Genomic DNA, 16,808 nt, shown 5'->3' on the forward strand with positions numbered 1-16,808 from the left:
TTTTATTTTAATTATATAGAATAAAATATCCGTCATCCTTATTATCACCTTAATGATCCCTGGGTAGACAATTACTATCCCTGTTTAATCTTCTATGCTTCCTCTATTATATGTACCGCAGAAAAAAACACGCTCAATGCTAAGCGTGTAATTTGTCTTGTCTTTATTATCTTGTCTTTATATTAGCATCAATTAAAAATTTAGTTTAATTAATCTTTGTTAATTCACCTGTTACAGAATCTATTACCAACCCATAAACTTTTATTTTCTTCGGAACTAATGGATGCTTACGTATCAGTTCAACAGTTTTATTAATAGAAATATCTAAATCCATAAAACCGGACAACCATGAATCAAAGTCGATACCATAATACTTAATCATATCAATATTTTGTTCCGTTATACCAAACGCTTTCATTTTCTCTATCATTTTTTTACTATCTGTATACATAGCACCGCAATCGGTATGACCAATTACAAGAATTTCCTGGACATCTAAATCATAAATTCCTATTAGCAGACTTCTCATTACGCTTCCAAATGGATGGGAGATCATTCCTCCTGCATTTTTTATAATTTTTGCATCCCCATTCTTTAACCCCAATGCTGCAGGTAACAATTCAGTTAATCTTGTATCCATACAGGTGACTATAGCGATTTTTTTATTTGGATATTTACTGGTAATATACTTTTCATAACTTTTATTTTCAACAAAAGCCTTATTATATTGTAGTATTTCATCAATCATAATAATTTATCCCTTTCCTTTTTATTATCTGTGTTTTATATTGATATCATCGTTTTTATGTTCAAGTGTATCATGTCTTATGCCTGTTGTAAATATACATAAATTGTAAATTGCTAACCCTATTCCCATTTTGGTAATTAATCAAGCGTCAAACTCTATGATTCAGCCTGTAAGTAAGAAATATTGTTGACTTTACAACCGTTATATGGTACAAGTTGGTAAATAACAATTATTGAATTATTTTCTTGGAGGCTGCCATGTATACAATACTGATTGTTGATGATGAACCGGATATACGAAACTTAATAAAAGAAACCTTAACACAAAAGGGTTATCAATGTATTATTGCGGTGAATGGTATGGATGCATATGAAAAGCTGAAGAAAAATTCAATGGATCTTATTATTACAGATATTATGATGCCTCTTCTGGATGGGTTTAATCTCGTTCGCGAAATACGTAAAGATAATAATATTCCTGTTATCTTTTTATCTGCACGTGATGAAAATATGGATAAAATTTTAGGTCTCGGGCTGGGTGCGGATGATTACCTTGTAAAGCCGATTAGTATGGAGGAATTAGCCGCGCGAACAGAAGCTCTTCTTAGAAGAATTAAAATATATGATACGAACCAGTCATATAAAACACCTATTATTGAGGGTTGTTACACTCTGGATGAAGAGAAAAGACTTCTGCTTATTGGTGGAGAAGAAATACCTCTGATTGCAAAGGAATATAAATTAATGGCCTATTTTATGAAGAATCCCAACAGAACACTTACAAAAAAACAACTATATAATGCAGTATGGGAAGATGAATATTGTTTTGATGATAATACCATTACTGCAACACTTAGCAGACTTCGCAGTAAAGTAGAAACGAATACCAGAAAATGCATACATACTGTCAGAGGTCTAGGATACAAATTTTCAGTAAAGGATTATGATTGCTGATATGAAGAAAAATACTTTATCCAAGATTTTCACCCGTAATTATATCATTATACTTATACTCTTTTTACTTTCTTTAGTATTAACAATAACAGCATTTTATTTTGAGAATGAACAGTCTAAATCGAAAGTAATGCTTTCTGCTGATAAGCTGATGAATGATGATTATAAGAAAATCGACTATACCGAAATTTCAAAAATCGGAGGAGGTTTGTATGTTATCGACCGTAATTACAATCTACTTCGTTCTGTAGGAAAGCAAATATTTACTGCAACTCCGATTCCAAAATCAGAATTCACGGATTTTCTCGTTTCCGCAGATGACAGTTCTTATGATATCTCTGTTAAATATAATGAACACAATAATTTTTGGCTTATTATCACCCGACCCAGGCAGGTCAGATTCGAAATATTATTATATCTTGATAACAGCAGTGGTTATACTTCCATTCTGTTCTTCTTTATTGCCGTAATTATCTGTCTGAGTCTTTCGCTTCTGAGTATTGTGATTTATTCTATCCTGACTTCTGCCTCACTAAAAAAACCGCTGTCCCAGCTGAGAAATGAAGCGGACTGCATTAAAAGCGGTTGCTATGAGCTTCCAGCTCCGGATAGTAATATAAGTGAAATACACAACGTCCAGGAAGCATTTTATCTAATGTCAGAAAAAATTTCCCATGAAATAAACCATACAAAGCAAAATGAAGAAAACCTTAAGAAATTAATGCTTGATATATCCCATGATTTAAAAAATCCGCTTATGAGTATTAAAGGATATGCAGACCTTATAAAGAATTTAGATTGGGATGCTGAAAAGAAAAAGATTGAACAATATGTGGATATAATTTCAGAAAACAGCTCTCGGGCTGACAAACTGGTCAAAGACCTCTTTCTGCTTGCCAAAATGGAAAATGCCAAGGATGTATTTAACCTTGTAAAAATGGATATCACGGAACTATTAAAAGCAACTTTGATTGAAAGATATGATGAACTTGAGGCTTCCGGATTAAGGACAGTCTTTGACATACCTGATCAAGAGGTAAACATCAACGGAGATGCAGAACAGTTAAAACGGGCAATCTCAAATATATTGGATAATGCATTAAAATACCGGGAGGAAAATACAGCACTGCATATAAGTCTGCTCGAAAGTTGTGGATATGTAAGAATTACCTTTACCAATGGGACTATACTGAAACATGATAATAATAACAATCTTACCAAAGCTTTTGTCAGGTCAAATCATGCTAAATCCCTATCTCCTGAAGGTGCAGGTCTCGGTCTTAGTATTGTGGAAAAGATAATTACCCTGCATGGCGGAACAGTTTCTTGTGGATATAAAGACAAATTATTTGAAATCTGCTTAACCATTCCAGACCTGGAAAAAATTTAACATTGGTGTAAGATTCCTATAAATTTAATTTAATGTCTATAGACTACTCTTTATTAGTGAAGCCAGACAAAAAGAATATGGCTGAATTATTTGAAATGAAGGGAAGTTTATTATGAGTTATAAGAAGAGAATATTGTTAAAAGTTATTTTAGGCACAATTTTATCTGCCTGTTTATTAGCTGCTTTAGTCATTATGCCGGTATCCGCTGCAGAAACCACCTTACCCTCCGGAATTCATTGTTCTGACATTGAAAAGGTTTTTGATGATTACTACAAAGAAAATCAAAGCCAAACCGCAGGTACTGCCATTGAAATCTTTAACAGTAAAGGTGACGTATTTCAGAAGTGTTATGGTTACTCCGATATTAAAAACAAAACCCTGGTGGATAATCAAACTGTATTTGACTGGGGCTCCGTTACGAAAACTACTGTCTGGGTCAGCGTTTTGCAGCTAAAAGAACAAGGGAAAATTGATTTGGACACTGATATTAAAGAATATCTGCCACCTGATTTTTTTTCTAAAATCAAATATGATACTCCCATCACCATGCGAATGCTTATGAATCATACGGCAGGCTGGCAGGAATGCCTGGAGCTCTGGGTTGAAAACAAAGATGATATCAAACCACTTGGTGAAGCATTACAGGATGCTGAACCGGAGCAAATCTTTAAACCCGGTACTGTGCAGGCTTATTCGAATTATGGGGCAGCTGTTGCCGGATATGTGGTGGAGTGTATTACCGGAAAACCTTTCTATGAATATGTGAATATGAATATATTTGAACCTCTGGGTTTGAAGCATACATCAATCGCACCGGACTTTTCAGATAATCCTCAAATTGGTGAAAAACGCTTACAATTAAAATGTTACTCAACTGACAATCAACTTCTCGGAAACGGGTTCAGTTATCTATCACTATATCCTGCGGGAAGTATTGTGGGAACAATAGAAGACTTTGCAACGTACGGTAAGGCTTTTTTCCCAGAAGCAGGATCAATAACTCCTTTATTTAAAAGTAATCATACTTTAAAAGAATTATTATCTCCCTCATACTACATCTACGGTACAAATATACCGGGTTGTTATCATGGATTTTTTATGCTAAACGGGAAAAACCAGATACTATTTCACAATGGCGGTACGGCCGGTTGTACCTCCTTTCTTGGATTTGATCCTACAGCCGGTATTGGATATGCAGTATTAACGAATCAATGTGACAATAATATCTATGCTTCCAACAGTATTACAAAAGTATTCGGATCGTCTGCCAATGAAGCAAGCAACAATGACTCAACGTTTACCAAAAATTCTATACCTAAAAAAATTAGTGGCATTTATCTCAATACAAGAACCGTTACGAAAGGACATTATAAAATATACAGTACACTCTTTTCCCTTGTACGTTTATATTCGAAAGAAAACGGAGACTTGTATTTAAGATCATTATTGCTTCCTTTCGGCGGAACGCACTTGAAAAAGATAAGCGGCACTGCCTACACATCCGATATGATGCCAGGCCTTAACATATCGTTAACAGAAAATGCAAATGGGACAATATGTTTACATTTGCCTTCAAATGATTACATTAAGATAAACAGTACTTTAGGTTATCTGCAGGTAATCTTGTTATATTTATTTGCATTCTCAATTTTATTTGCAGCTTTTTCACTTATAGCAGATATTGTCTGTTTTCTAATTAATAGGATTAAGAAAAAGAAAGCAAACCTGTCTTCTATCAATATTGAAAAAGCCTTCCTTAACCTGATGATTCTCTTAAACACATTGAATATTCTGTCAGAATTAAATGACCCCAATAAAGTACCTGTTTGGCAATTTTTATTCTCAGGTATATGCGCTCTGATACCGATTGCTTACACACTACACTTAATTATAAAATTAAAAACCATGAAATGTACAACCAAACATAAAATCGTCTATATTCTCACATCTGTTACGGGTATAATATTTACGATCAATATTGTATATTGGGAAATGTATAAATTCTGGTAATAAATTTACTCTCCGTTAATCAGTTACGGCTGCTAACAGGTTCTATTTTCAAGCCTGATGGCAGCCAATATACTATAGCTTTGATTAATTATATTAATATCCCGTCCGAGCTGAGAACTTAACAGATTATTTTTCCTGGTGAATCGTTTCCAGTTCTGCCTTTTTATGCATTGGCAAAAATATTGCGGGAATCACTGCAACTACAGTAAAACCTATGGCCCACCAGAAAGAAACATTAAATGCACTAGAAATTGCATGAAGATTGGATTCAGAATGGTTCGCCATTTGGTTTTGAACAACAGTCGCAAGAATTGCCGAACCAAAAGCCCCGCCTATGGTCTGAAAAATTCTTGTGGCAGTACTTGCATGAGGAACCTGATCACTTTGAAGTCCAATAAGTGCAGATGTCATAATTGCAATAAACAAACCGCCAAGACCCGACCCTCTTATTAACAAAGCGACAGCTAAAAATATCATATTCGTATCCGTGCCCGAATAGGCAAACGGAAGTGTGCCGACCGCAATCGCAGCTAGGCTCATCAGTACGATATTACGCGAGCCATTACGATCGGCCGCTTTTGCAGCCCAGCTTCTGGTAAGAAGCATACCTATTCCTTGGGGGAGCAGCCATAAACCGGCTGAAAGGGCGCTTGTACCACACACTTCTTGATAATAAAGCGGCAGCAGCAGCAAAGCACCGTTCGTAATGATTCCACTGAAAAGCAGCAGGATATTAGAAGCTGAAAAATTAACAGATTTGAACAACCGCAGATTCAGAGCTGGTTCCCGTTTCGTGTTTAGAGCATAAGCGACGTAGGATGCCATCAAAACGATAGCAATACTTAAGGGGACATAAACAACACCGCTGTTTATACCCCCTTGTATTCCAATCTGGGCAATGCCATAAATTAGAAGAGCAAACGCTGGTGAGAGCAATAACAAACCAAACACATCAAGAGATGCTTTCTTATCCGAATGTTTATCAACCGGTATTCCCCAAAAAGCTAATATAATCGCAACAATGCAGATTGGAATATTAACCCAGAAGATGGCGCGCCAGTTCAGGCTGTTAACGATAATTCCTCCCAATACTGGACCTAGGATCGGTCCAAGCAGACTGGGTATGCTGACAATCGCCATAATCCGCCCGACATTGTGCCCACCGGAAACCTGGACCAATTCTGTTTGCAGTACCGGCATCAATAAACCGGCACCGACACCCTGAATCACCCGGAAAACAATCATGCTTTCTAAACTCCATGACAGCATAGTACAGACAGAGCCAATCAAAAAAATCACCAATGAAAAGATGTATAGTCGTTTACAGCCGAATCGTTTTGTAGCCCATCCGGAAATCGGAACGACCAGCCCCATCGCCAGAATATATCCTGTCGTCACAAACTGTACGGCAGAAACGGCTGCTTTCATATCATCAGCAATTGTATGAATCGCTACATTGACCATCGTTGAATCAAACAGCGGTGCCAGCGCGCCTACAACAAGAACAATGGCAACTCTTAGTACGATTGGATCGAGTTTTTCTTTTGCTGGTTTTAAATTTTCTTTACTCATGAATAATCTCCTTTCACTCAGTTAGAAAACCTTGAGTTTCTTATGTGATTATGATATGATTAATTTAATTCTTATTCAAGATGGATTTCTTACAAAAAAATAAGAAACTATACGTTTTCTATATACAAGTTCACAAGAGAGATAAATCATTAGATTAGGAGGTATTAAAAATGGATGAAAAAAAGAAAGATACTCGCCGCCGCGGGGGAATCCTGGAAGAAGCTATTCTTAAAGCCGCATGGGAGGAACTCTCCACTACCGGCTATACGGATATGACTATGGAAAGTATTGCAACCCGGGCGGGAACAAATAAGGCTGTTCTTTATCGCCGCTGGCACAATAAGACAGAGCTTGTAATTTCCGCCATTCATAAAAACATACCAAAAATCACAGATGAGATACCAAATACCGGAAACCTGCGTAACGATATGTATACCTATCTGCATGAGCGTGTTGAGCCAATGAACCTAATCGGTGGGCAGACAATCCGGGGACTTTTTATGGAACCATTTGTGTGGCGAACTATCATTACATCCATGCCGCAAATAAATGAGCGGAGATTAGTAAATAAAATAACAACTGCCATTACAGGGATTTTAAAAAATGCGGAACTTCGTGGTGAGATAAGTCTTAAAAAGCTGACACCCCGGATCATCTCGTTACCACTAGATTTATTACAGTACGAGCTGATTACTAAGCTGGAGCCCGTATCTGACGAAGCTATAACTCAGATTATTGACGATATATTTCTTCCTATTGTTTATATCCATGCAGGTGTCATCAACTAAGAAGAAAGTGACATCTACCTTTTTGCATTCGTGTGCATCCCGCCCGGCAGGGCTTCTCAAAAGCGGACCCCCACCTGCATTTTTCGGCCCGCTTTCTACCTATTTATAATTCAAAATACTTTACACATTATTGCCAGGATGATTGCTGAACTCAATTTTCAAACACCGGCTCGATATATTCCTTAATAAGTTTCAATCTGTCTTTAGCATGTCGCACAAAAAAACAAGCGATGGAAATTACCATTCTTTTCTTTGTATTGACATAGATTACATTTCCGCCGTCTCCCATAGCTGCATAGATCTGTTCTTTATCATCAATAATCCACCATAGATATCCATAAGCAAATTTTCCCCACCTGCTATGTTCCTTTGTACTCTCCTTAATCCACCACGCCGGTATTATTTGCTTATCCCTCCATATTCCGCCGTCTAAGTATAACTGACCTATTTTTGCCATATCCACAGGTGTCAGGGAAAGCCCCCAGCCTGCTGTATTTATTCCTTGCGGGTCGGCAACCCATCCGCTAACATTTTTCTCCTTAAAAAAGGCAAGCTGCTCTTCTTTATCATGTAATATCACACTGTGTTCAACATGGATTTCCAATGGAGAAAATAAATTTTCTACTGCAAAATCCAGCACGGATTGTCCAGTTGCTTTTACAAAAATGCCCGACAGAATATGTGTTCCTATAATGGCAGAATACGTAAATTGTCCCGCCTGCCTTTTGCCTCCCAATAAATCCAGTGCAGCTTTTATCCAGTTTTCGCTTGCAAAAAACTGTTCATATGGTTCCTTTTTATATTTATATGGAGCCGTCATTGTGAGCATATTTCTGATTGTGACGCTCTGTATCGTTTTTTCGTCTCTACTAACATCGTAATCCGGGAAAAAATCCAATACTTTCTTGTCTATACTTTTGATATATCCTTTCTCTATGGCGATTCCAATCAGTGCAGAAAAAATGCTTTTTGTCACCGATGCTACATGAACTGCATTAACAGCCGTATATCCGTTAAAGTAATTTTCATATCGTATTTTACCGTCTTTTAAAACAACTAAACCTGCTGTATTGCTATAGCTGCCGTTTATTATCTTTTCTAACAATATCTTTTTTCTTTGATCCACATAGACTCCTTTCTTACCAAATACTGATGGGCATAAATCCTGAAGAATAGCGTCTTATGCTATTCTTCCAAGCCTCGCACCCGAGGCTTTTGGCTCGCATGTCTTTCGCGAGACTATTCACACCAGATACCTCCCCGTCTTAGAGTTTGAATTATTTATTAATTGTTGCGGTGTTCCTTTTGCTATGATTTCTCCTCCCATGTCCCCCCCTTCCGGACCAAGTTCAATGATATAATCACAACTCTTTAAGACCTCTGTATTGTGTTCAATGACAATCACCGAATTGCCCTCTTCCACCAGCTGATCTAATAGCTTTAACAGCAACGCCGTATCATATAGGCTAAGTCCGGTCGTTGGTTCATCCAGTACATAGAGGATATTGCCTTTTACCTGCCGTCCCAGCTCTTTGGCAAGCTTCACTCTCTGTGCTTCACCACCGCTTAAAGTAGAAGACGGCTGGCCGAGTTTTAAATACCCCATGCCTATCTGCTCCAGGATACATAAGGGTTTCACAATGTTATACTGACCGTCAAAAAAGGAAACTGCTTCTCTTATACTCATATCTAACACATCGGCAATTGTTTTTCCTTTATAATCTACAGAAAGACTTTCTTCATTAAACCGCTTGCCATGACACGTCTTACAGAGCTTATCTACGGAAAAATCAGAGGTAAGAAAGATCCTTTCATAACCACTGCCGCCACAGTCCGGGCATGCTCCTTTCGAATGAAAGGAAAAATGACCGGCACATTTATTTCTCATTTTTGCTTCCGGCTGTTCTGCAAAAAGAGCCCGTATCTTATCCCAGATGCCAATATAAGAGGCAGGTGTAGAATTGACATTTCTTCCAATGGGCTCCTGGGATATCTTAATAAAACTGCTGATCCGTTCCACTCCCGTTATCCCTGCTGCATAGCCTGCTTTACAGTCAATATCATTCCAGAATTGACTTATATGTGCTTTTTTGGATTTGCATACATATGATTTTCCAGCTCTGCTTGCATATACTTTTTCTGCTTTGTATGCACTGGCTAATCGTTTCAGTAGTATCTCAATCAGGGAACTCTTACCACTCCCTGATAACCCGGCAATCCCGACCATAGCGTGAAGCGGGAAGGTTACAGTTAAATCCTTTAAACAATGGGTATTAGCATGTTCAAGAGTAAGACAGTCTTCTTTATCAAGGATATGTTTTCTGACTGACCGTTCCGACATCAAACGTTTGCCGTTAAAATACTGACTAAGCAGCGTATCTGCTTTTGTATATTCTTCGTAATCCCCCTGGTAGACTACCGTTCCTCCTTCAGAACCGGCTTTCGGACCAATCTCGATAATATGGTCTGCAAACCGAATCATCTCTTTATCATGCTCCACTACAAGCACGGTGTTACCAAGGTCTCTTAATTCCATTACCGCATTGATCATACTTTGTTTCTCTGACGGATGTAATCCTGCCATCGGTTCATCAAAGATATAGATCAGGGAATCCAGCCCGGATTCCAGATGGAGATGGAGAAAAATTCGTTGTACCTCGCCACCGCTTAAGGAAGCCATCTCCCTGTAAAGAGTCAGATGTCCTAAGCGAAACCGGATCAGATGTTTTAACTTCTCCTTCACATTTTTTGCCACATTCCTGCCAAACTGAGATAATTCTTCCTCCGGTATTACATTTAGGAAATGGAGAAGACCGGACAGTGTCATCTGTCCCAACTGACCGATTTGTTTCCCACCAAGGAATACTTCTCTTGCTTCTTCACCGATTCGGTCCCCATGACAGGTTGTACATGTAATCTTCTCATAGTACTCTTCCACATCCTCTCCCTTTTCATAAGCATTTTTTAATATTCGCTCGAGACAGTAGCTTTGTTTACCATTGTCATACATTCCGTAGACTACTTGACCCAAAATATCTTCCGGGAGTTCCCAGAATGGGGTATCAAAATAAATACCGTATTTCTTCTTTAGAATCCGCAGGTAACCATCTGTTACCTGAAGGTTTTCATAAACCTTTGAAAGGGATGTTGTTTTATCTGGAATCAACTGCCCCAGATTGATATCGTGATAAGAACCTCTGCCCTGGCAGCTAAGACACATGCCCTCGGCCGTTGTATAGAGAAAGCAACCTGGCGAGAGATGTTCCCTATTCACATCCGAAGTATTACCGTCACTGGCATAAATCAGAGCCAGCTGATTAAGAATACCTGTCTTTGTACCAACTGTAGAGCGGGGATTACTCTGCCTTATTGTATTCTGGCGTACTGCCACCGTAGGACCGATGCCCTCCATACTATCGAACCGTTCCTCGTTATCAAGTCCGGCCAGAATGCCAATCGACCTTAGATACTGGTTCTTACCCTCCTCAAATAGAATATCAAAAGCAAGACTGGATTTACCGGAACCACTGATACCGGTAAGAACCACCAGCTGCCGTTTGGGAATTGTTAGATTAATATTTTTCAGATTATGGATTCGTGCTCCCTGAATCTTGATTTCTTCCATATGCTCACCTCTGAATCGATTTGCAGCATATTAGAAATGAATGGGCTCAATGGGAACATAGATGTCCACCTCATGGATATGTTTCTCATTGGCAGACGGATCGTTACGATACACTTCAAATGGATTATAGTCTCTTGGAACAAAACCACTGCCTGTGATCCACTCTTGATACATATAATTCCAGGCATCTTTATACTGTTCCTGATGAATCTGAAAATGCCCGACAGCATACAGACCGCCTTCTAATTTCATTCTTCCAAGGATACTGTCTTCCTGAACCCGAACGTTCTCCGGCACCGTCAGACACAGACTGGTACGGAACTGGCTCTCCACTCCAAATTCCGGATTGTCATGATACATGGCAAGCACCCAGTTCTGACCTTCCAATAATAAGTGCTGCTTCTTTGCAAAAGCTAATAATGTCTGTATCAGTCCACTATACTCTTTTGCTAATGTCTCATAAGTACCTGTATGTCTTACATAAGCGACCTGTATCTCTTTCAGGTTTTCAATGGTAATCCGCCCTGCAACAGGAAAAGGATCTCCTGCCCATTCTTTCTTAGCTGTGTTCTTATTGTACTCAGACAAAAGATAATAATCTTTGCAATTCTTGCTATATTCCATCCGATATTCTCTTGGACTGATACCATAGTAGTTCTTAAATGCCCGTGAAAATACGGCTGAATCCGAAAATCCAAGTTCATAAGCTATGTCCGTCATATTTTTATCCGGCCGGTGTGCTAAAAGAAACTGTGCCCTCTCCATGCGAATCCGGTTCATATAGTGGGCTATCGGTTCATGTAACAAACCCTGAAAAATACGGCTGAAATGATATTTGGAAAACCCGGCGGCATTAGCAAGATCCGTGGTGGACAGGGACTGTCCTATATGCTGTTCGATGTAATCCTGTACTTTGTGAATTCTTCGAATATATTCTTCCAGACATTTCTGATCTGGCATATGATTCCCTCCTGTTCCTGTTAATTTCTGTTATTCCAAGTATAACAGAAATGTTATTACCTGACTATTCCTTCTTATCTGCGTAAAAAAGAATGTATTTACACTTAAAGGGGGAGAACTTCTTTTATGCTATCACAAAGTATTTTTAAGGTATTATTTACAATCAAATTTTTTACTAACGATATTAAAAACAAAACCCTGGTGGATAATCAAACTGTATTTGATTAGGAAATGTATAAATTCTGATAATAATTTTATTCTCAGTTAGTCAGGTATGGCTGCTTACAGATCGTATTTTCAAATCTGCTGGCAGCCATGATGACATGTTGCTGTTGGCTAAAGGAAAAAATAGTAAAATACATGTCTTTTAAAAAACTCAATTGAGAAAACCTTTCTCCTGCAAAAGTTTGTTAATTACAGAAAAAAGCCGTATCCGCATTTGATATCTCCTCCAGGATATATCGATACAATACTTTTATCAATTCCAACGTTTAATATCTTCCGGTACACCCTGGTACTGAGAGTATGCCATCAAACGACTAAGCCTGATAGTTACTGGAAGGACGATTGATTTTACCAGTCATGAAGCAACTTACAATTTAATTGACTTTATGAACTAAATTATTTAACCAAATTCCTGATGATTTTCTTTTAAATCCGATTACTAATCTTACCATTTGCTCTAATTGACCAACTAATAATACAATAACTATACTATTTACTTTTAGAATATAAACCATAAATAAAGTACTTCCAATACCAACCAACCACATGATTCCAGAATCTAAGAAAGTTAAAAATTTAGAATCTCCTCCGGCTCGTAAAGCTGAAAACACTATTACATTATATAGTCGGAATGCTATTTTTATTGACAGAACTTTCACAATAATCACTGCTAATTGGTGTAAATCCGGACCAGATAAGCTAAATAAACTTACAATTTTGTCAGAAAATGTCATTATTATAGAAATAATTGTAACAGCTGAAATAATTGCAATTCCAGTAAAATAATCCGCTTCCCTGGTAGCTTTATCATAATCTCCTTTCCCCAAGCTAGCACCTAACATAGCACCAGTTGCATCACTAATACCATTAACAATAACATAAAACAAATTAGCTATTTGATTTCCAACATAATAACTATCCAATACATTCTTGCCATAACATCCAAAAGCTTTAACAAACATACTATTTCCTATCCCAAATAAAGCTTCATTAATAACTAATGGATATACTTTTCCATAAACATTTTTGATAAAATCCTTAGAAAAAGTAAACATATCACGGATATTACCAATAAAAACCTGTTTTGAAAAATAAGCATAAAAAATATGTATAATTAATGAAATCATTTGAGATAAAAAAACACTTAAGCCAGCACCATAAATTCCCAGTGCAGGAAAACCAAAAATCCCAAAAATGAGAATATAGTTAAGACTAATATGAATGATTGTTGTTATTATTCCTATATAAAGAGGTATATATGTTTTTTGAATGCTATGGTATGCGAATGTGAACGATAAAAGTATACTAGTTGGAAAAAACCCCCACACTGCAAATTTCAAATATTCCACTGCATCATTGATTACATAATTATCATTAATAAAAAATTTTAATAACTGTTTTGTAAAAAGACAAGATATTGTAAACCAAACTAAAGCATTTAGAAACATTGATATCAAGCTTAATCCAAATGTTTTACGCATATTCTTGTGATCCTGTGAGCCAAAATATTGTACTAAAAATATATTTATCCCAACTGCAATACCAAAAGCCGTTGCTTGCATTAAGGCATCCAGTTGAGTTGCCGTTCCAACCGCAGATACTTTACCAATCCAACTGACCATCATTGTATCAATGATAGCCGTTGAACTGGTTAAAATAGATTGTATCGCCAAAGGAATCATAATTTTTCCTGTTTGAGCATAAAACTTTTTATTTCCGATATATCTTCTTAATAGCATAAAATCCCCTTTGTAAATTTAATTCTGAAACTGATTATTGTATACATAATCATATATCCATGCTATTTCACTAACAGGCAAATCAATACGATAATGCTCTTCTATATTACTAAAACTTTCTTTAACATAATTAATAAATTCTTTTTGATTTTGTTCAAAACTATCTAATTCTGAATATACTGCTACAGGTGTCTTGGTAACCAAACGTTCTACTAAACAGCAGATATGCATTTGCAGCCCGATTTCAATCTTTCCAGTAAATTTAATATGAAGTTTATCTTGTAAAATTAAAATTGAATCTTGTACTAAACTTAATACCTTATCGACATTAAGAATAGTAAGAAATTCAACTAAATTTTGCATTGAAAAATTTTTTATTATATTTTGTCTAAATCTTTCAAACGTTGTTTCGTTAACATTTTCAAACAACAACTGCTTGAGTTTTATTCCTTTATTAAAAGAGATAACATCCTCTAAAGCTATAAATTCAACGTCACTTATATTAGGATTTAAAGTACCACATATAAATACCACATCATATGTGTTAAATATCTCGCAATTTTTACCATGCGTAAGCAATTCGAAATAGTCAATACTTACTAAATGTATGCTCAAAGAATTAGGTAGGCTATCCTCAAAAAGCTCTATAATCTTATTCGTAACATCTATGTTATTTTCAGAAGTGAATACAATAGCTTTTTTTTTGCTTTGCTTTATAACTGCCTTGTAATCGATTTTTACTCCGTGAGTTACTTTATTCAAAATATTTATCATAGACATGTTTTGTTTAATCAGCATTCCTGTTTCAATAGCAATACCAGTAGAGACATGATTTATTACCCCTATATTAATATTGGGTATATCCGATAATCTATCTCCAATGGATTCTAACGATCCTATATCAACTAAAATAATGATTTCATCAAAGTGTTGGTTTAATATGATATTTTTTTTTAGAGCTAATACAACTTCTTCAAAATTACTTTCTAACGGCATGTCTATAGCATCAAAAATCAAATTTCCTATTAATCTATTTGCCACATCTGCTATACTACTTGCAGTTGAATAACCATGGCATATAATTATTCCTCTAATTTTTTTTACCTGAATTTTTCTATTGTAATATTTAATTAAAAAAAGAATTAATAACTCATCGATTTTGCTTACAGGTACATCTAATAAATTGTTTATTTTATTAAGAAACTCTTCGCTTATCATCATTTCATCTTTAAAATAACGGTTGATATTTATTAATAACGTTTCAAACTCCATAAAATGTTCCTGTTCCCATCCATTGATGTATGAACCATTTGTCACTTTTGAATATATATTTCTTGCTATTACAAAATTAAAATTTCCAGGAAGAATAATATTATATTTATCAATAAGACTATTTGAAATCTGTGATAAAATTTTTTCTATCGATTTAAGCTTAAGATCAGAATAATTTTTTTCATAAACAATATAATCAAAATATCTCTTAATTACATTAAAAATTGTATTTAAATATAAATCTATTTCATCATTATGATCAATATATTCTAAACTCACTTTCAATAATTCATTATAAAATTCCGTAATTTTATAAGCTCTCGGACTAACTTTAATATTATTAACATTAATAAGTGAATTGTCTTTATAATAACTTTTATCCACATCTTTAACACTGGAAATAATGTTTTCCGGTAAATGATATACATATAATTCCAAACTTTCTTTGTTATGTGAATGTAAAGCATTTGCGCAAGTAATACTGATGCAGTTTTTAAGCTCACGCACATTACCTGAATAATCATAATCTAAAAGCAGCTGTAAAAGTTTATTGCTAAGTAAGATTTCCATCCCTATTCGATTAGATTCCTGTTTTAAAAATCGAATAACTAATTCTTCTTTTTCAAAAATAGTTCTTTCAAATAAACTTGGTAAATTAATTATAACAGGAATTCTTCTAAGTAATGTTTTTAATAGTACTTCTTCGGGATTATACGTTGTTGCAAAAATTAACCTGACTTTAGCTTCTCTTTTATGTGAATCTCCAGGAATGGTATATTGTTTTGTATCTAATAAACTAAATAACTTTTCCTGGCACAACTTAGGTAATGCATGAATCTCATCAAAAAAAATAATTCCCTCTTCCGCCTCAGTTAGCAAACCTATTTGATCTTCTATTGCGGTTGGATATGCACCTTTTTTATATCCAAATAACATGTCATCAAACCCATCTATATTATTTGCGTATAGTGAACAGTCAATTATATTAAATTTCTTATTTTTATGAACTATTCCTTTGTCAATGGCATATTCATATACTAACCTTGCCATCATACTTTTCCCGGTTCCTGTCTTTCCAACTAATAAAATTGGTAATCCTGTAAAGGGATACGTAATCGCCGATTTGCATTTTTCAACACAATAAGATAAACTTAAATTATAACCAATCGCTTTATGAAAATTTTTTACCCTGTTTTTCTCATAGATAACAAAATAGTTTAACTCTTCTATATTCGAAAAAAATTCATTTTGTAATCTAATCTCATTAGCAATTTCAAAAGTCCTTTTATGTAAAAAGTATACAGGTCTGGAATTTATTTTAATGACTAATTTTTCTTTTACGAGATCATTTAAATACTGACTAGCTAAATTTCTGCTTATATGAAGTTTCGCGCTGATATTATTAGCACTATATTGATTTATGTTATTTTTATTAAATTCACCTGTATACTTAATCAAATAATTCAATACTTCACTTTTTGTAGTTTCCAAATGAAATTCCTCCTATAAGAATAGATCGACGATC

11 protein-coding genes are annotated in these 16,808 nt (G+C 35.6%); 4 read left to right on the forward strand and 7 right to left on the reverse strand.

All coding sequences use genetic code 11. The features are described 5' to 3' along the window. Positions 1-205: 205 nt before the first annotated feature. Complete coding sequence (locus RBU59_RS06275) at positions 206-748, reverse strand: beta-class carbonic anhydrase (RefSeq protein ID WP_308147027.1); 543 nt, start codon at positions 746-748, stop codon at positions 206-208. A 257-nt stretch (positions 749-1,005) separates the two neighbouring features. Here RBU59_RS06275 and RBU59_RS06280 point away from each other — a divergent pair, with 257 nt between their 5' ends. From RBU59_RS06280 to RBU59_RS06290, 3 genes are all read left to right on the forward strand, one after another. Next, on the forward strand, positions 1,006-1,701 hold the full coding sequence (locus tag RBU59_RS06280) for a response regulator transcription factor (RefSeq protein WP_308147028.1): 696 nt from the start codon (positions 1,006-1,008) through the stop codon (positions 1,699-1,701). Between the two features lies 1 nt (position 1,702). Then, complete coding sequence (locus tag RBU59_RS06285; protein ID WP_308147029.1) at positions 1,703-3,091, forward strand: sensor histidine kinase; 1,389 nt, start codon at positions 1,703-1,705, stop codon at positions 3,089-3,091. 112 nt (positions 3,092-3,203) lie between these two features. Beyond that, positions 3,204-5,102 (forward strand): serine hydrolase domain-containing protein, encoded by a 1,899-nt coding sequence (locus tag RBU59_RS06290; RefSeq protein WP_308147030.1) that lies wholly within the window; start codon positions 3,204-3,206, stop codon positions 5,100-5,102. A gap of 126 nt (positions 5,103-5,228) precedes the next feature. Here RBU59_RS06290 and RBU59_RS06295 read toward each other — a convergent pair whose 3' ends face one another. Next, positions 5,229-6,674: an MDR family MFS transporter gene (locus RBU59_RS06295; protein WP_308147031.1), complete on the reverse strand. Its 1,446-nt coding sequence runs from the start codon at positions 6,672-6,674 to the stop codon at positions 5,229-5,231. Between the two features lie 170 nt (positions 6,675-6,844). Between RBU59_RS06295 and RBU59_RS06300 the strand changes: the two genes are divergently transcribed. After that, positions 6,845-7,462: a TetR/AcrR family transcriptional regulator gene (locus RBU59_RS06300; protein ID WP_308147032.1), complete on the forward strand. Its 618-nt coding sequence runs from the start codon at positions 6,845-6,847 to the stop codon at positions 7,460-7,462. 151 nt (positions 7,463-7,613) lie between these two features. On the opposite strand, the gene RBU59_RS06305 is transcribed toward RBU59_RS06300, so the two are convergent. The 5 genes from RBU59_RS06305 to RBU59_RS06325 all read right to left on the reverse strand — a co-directional run bounded on the left by RBU59_RS06305 (position 7,614) and on the right by RBU59_RS06325 (position 16,774). Further along, positions 7,614-8,588, reverse strand: a complete 975-nt coding sequence (locus RBU59_RS06305; protein ID WP_308147033.1) for a serine hydrolase domain-containing protein — start codon at positions 8,586-8,588, stop codon at positions 7,614-7,616. Between the two features lie 117 nt (positions 8,589-8,705). Continuing rightward, the gene (locus tag RBU59_RS06310) at positions 8,706-11,087 is read right to left on the reverse strand and encodes an excinuclease ABC subunit UvrA (protein ID WP_308147034.1); all 2,382 of its coding nucleotides are present in this window, start codon (positions 11,085-11,087) and stop codon (positions 8,706-8,708) included. Between the two features lie 30 nt (positions 11,088-11,117). Continuing rightward, positions 11,118-12,047: an AraC family transcriptional regulator gene (locus RBU59_RS06315; RefSeq protein WP_308147035.1), complete on the reverse strand. Its 930-nt coding sequence runs from the start codon at positions 12,045-12,047 to the stop codon at positions 11,118-11,120. Positions 12,048-12,646: 599 nt separating this feature from the next. Continuing rightward, on the reverse strand, positions 12,647-14,011 hold the full coding sequence (locus tag RBU59_RS06320; RefSeq protein ID WP_308147036.1) for an MATE family efflux transporter: 1,365 nt from the start codon (positions 14,009-14,011) through the stop codon (positions 12,647-12,649). 18 nt (positions 14,012-14,029) lie between these two features. Continuing rightward, complete coding sequence (locus tag RBU59_RS06325; RefSeq protein ID WP_308147037.1) at positions 14,030-16,774, reverse strand: sigma 54-interacting transcriptional regulator; 2,745 nt, start codon at positions 16,772-16,774, stop codon at positions 14,030-14,032. Between the last annotated feature and the right edge of the window lie 34 nt (positions 16,775-16,808).

Origin of the sequence: Anaerocolumna sp. MB42-C2 (assembly GCF_030913705.1) — a bacterium.
GTDB lineage: Bacteria > Bacillota > Clostridia > Lachnospirales > Lachnospiraceae > Anaerocolumna.

What these genes read in the sequence shown, in the direction of transcription:
- RBU59_RS06300 (WP_308147032.1), top strand. Translation starts at nt 6,845, where the DNA reads ATGGATGAAAAAAAGAAAGATACTCGCCGCCGCGGGGGAATCCTGGAA.
- RBU59_RS06280 (WP_308147028.1), top strand. Translation starts at nt 1,006, where the DNA reads ATGTATACAATACTGATTGTTGATGATGAACCGGATATACGAAACTTA.
- RBU59_RS06320 (WP_308147036.1), bottom strand. Translation starts at nt 14,011, where the DNA reads ATGCTATTAAGAAGATATATCGGAAATAAAAAGTTTTATGCTCAAACA.
- RBU59_RS06295 (WP_308147031.1), bottom strand. Translation starts at nt 6,674, where the DNA reads ATGAGTAAAGAAAATTTAAAACCAGCAAAAGAAAAACTCGATCCAATC.
- RBU59_RS06315 (WP_308147035.1), bottom strand. Translation starts at nt 12,047, where the DNA reads ATGCCAGATCAGAAATGTCTGGAAGAATATATTCGAAGAATTCACAAA.
- RBU59_RS06310 (WP_308147034.1), bottom strand. Translation starts at nt 11,087, where the DNA reads ATGGAAGAAATCAAGATTCAGGGAGCACGAATCCATAATCTGAAAAAT.
- RBU59_RS06275 (WP_308147027.1), bottom strand. Translation starts at nt 748, where the DNA reads ATGATTGATGAAATACTACAATATAATAAGGCTTTTGTTGAAAATAAA.
- RBU59_RS06290 (WP_308147030.1), top strand. Translation starts at nt 3,204, where the DNA reads ATGAGTTATAAGAAGAGAATATTGTTAAAAGTTATTTTAGGCACAATT.
- RBU59_RS06285 (WP_308147029.1), top strand. Translation starts at nt 1,703, where the DNA reads ATGAAGAAAAATACTTTATCCAAGATTTTCACCCGTAATTATATCATT.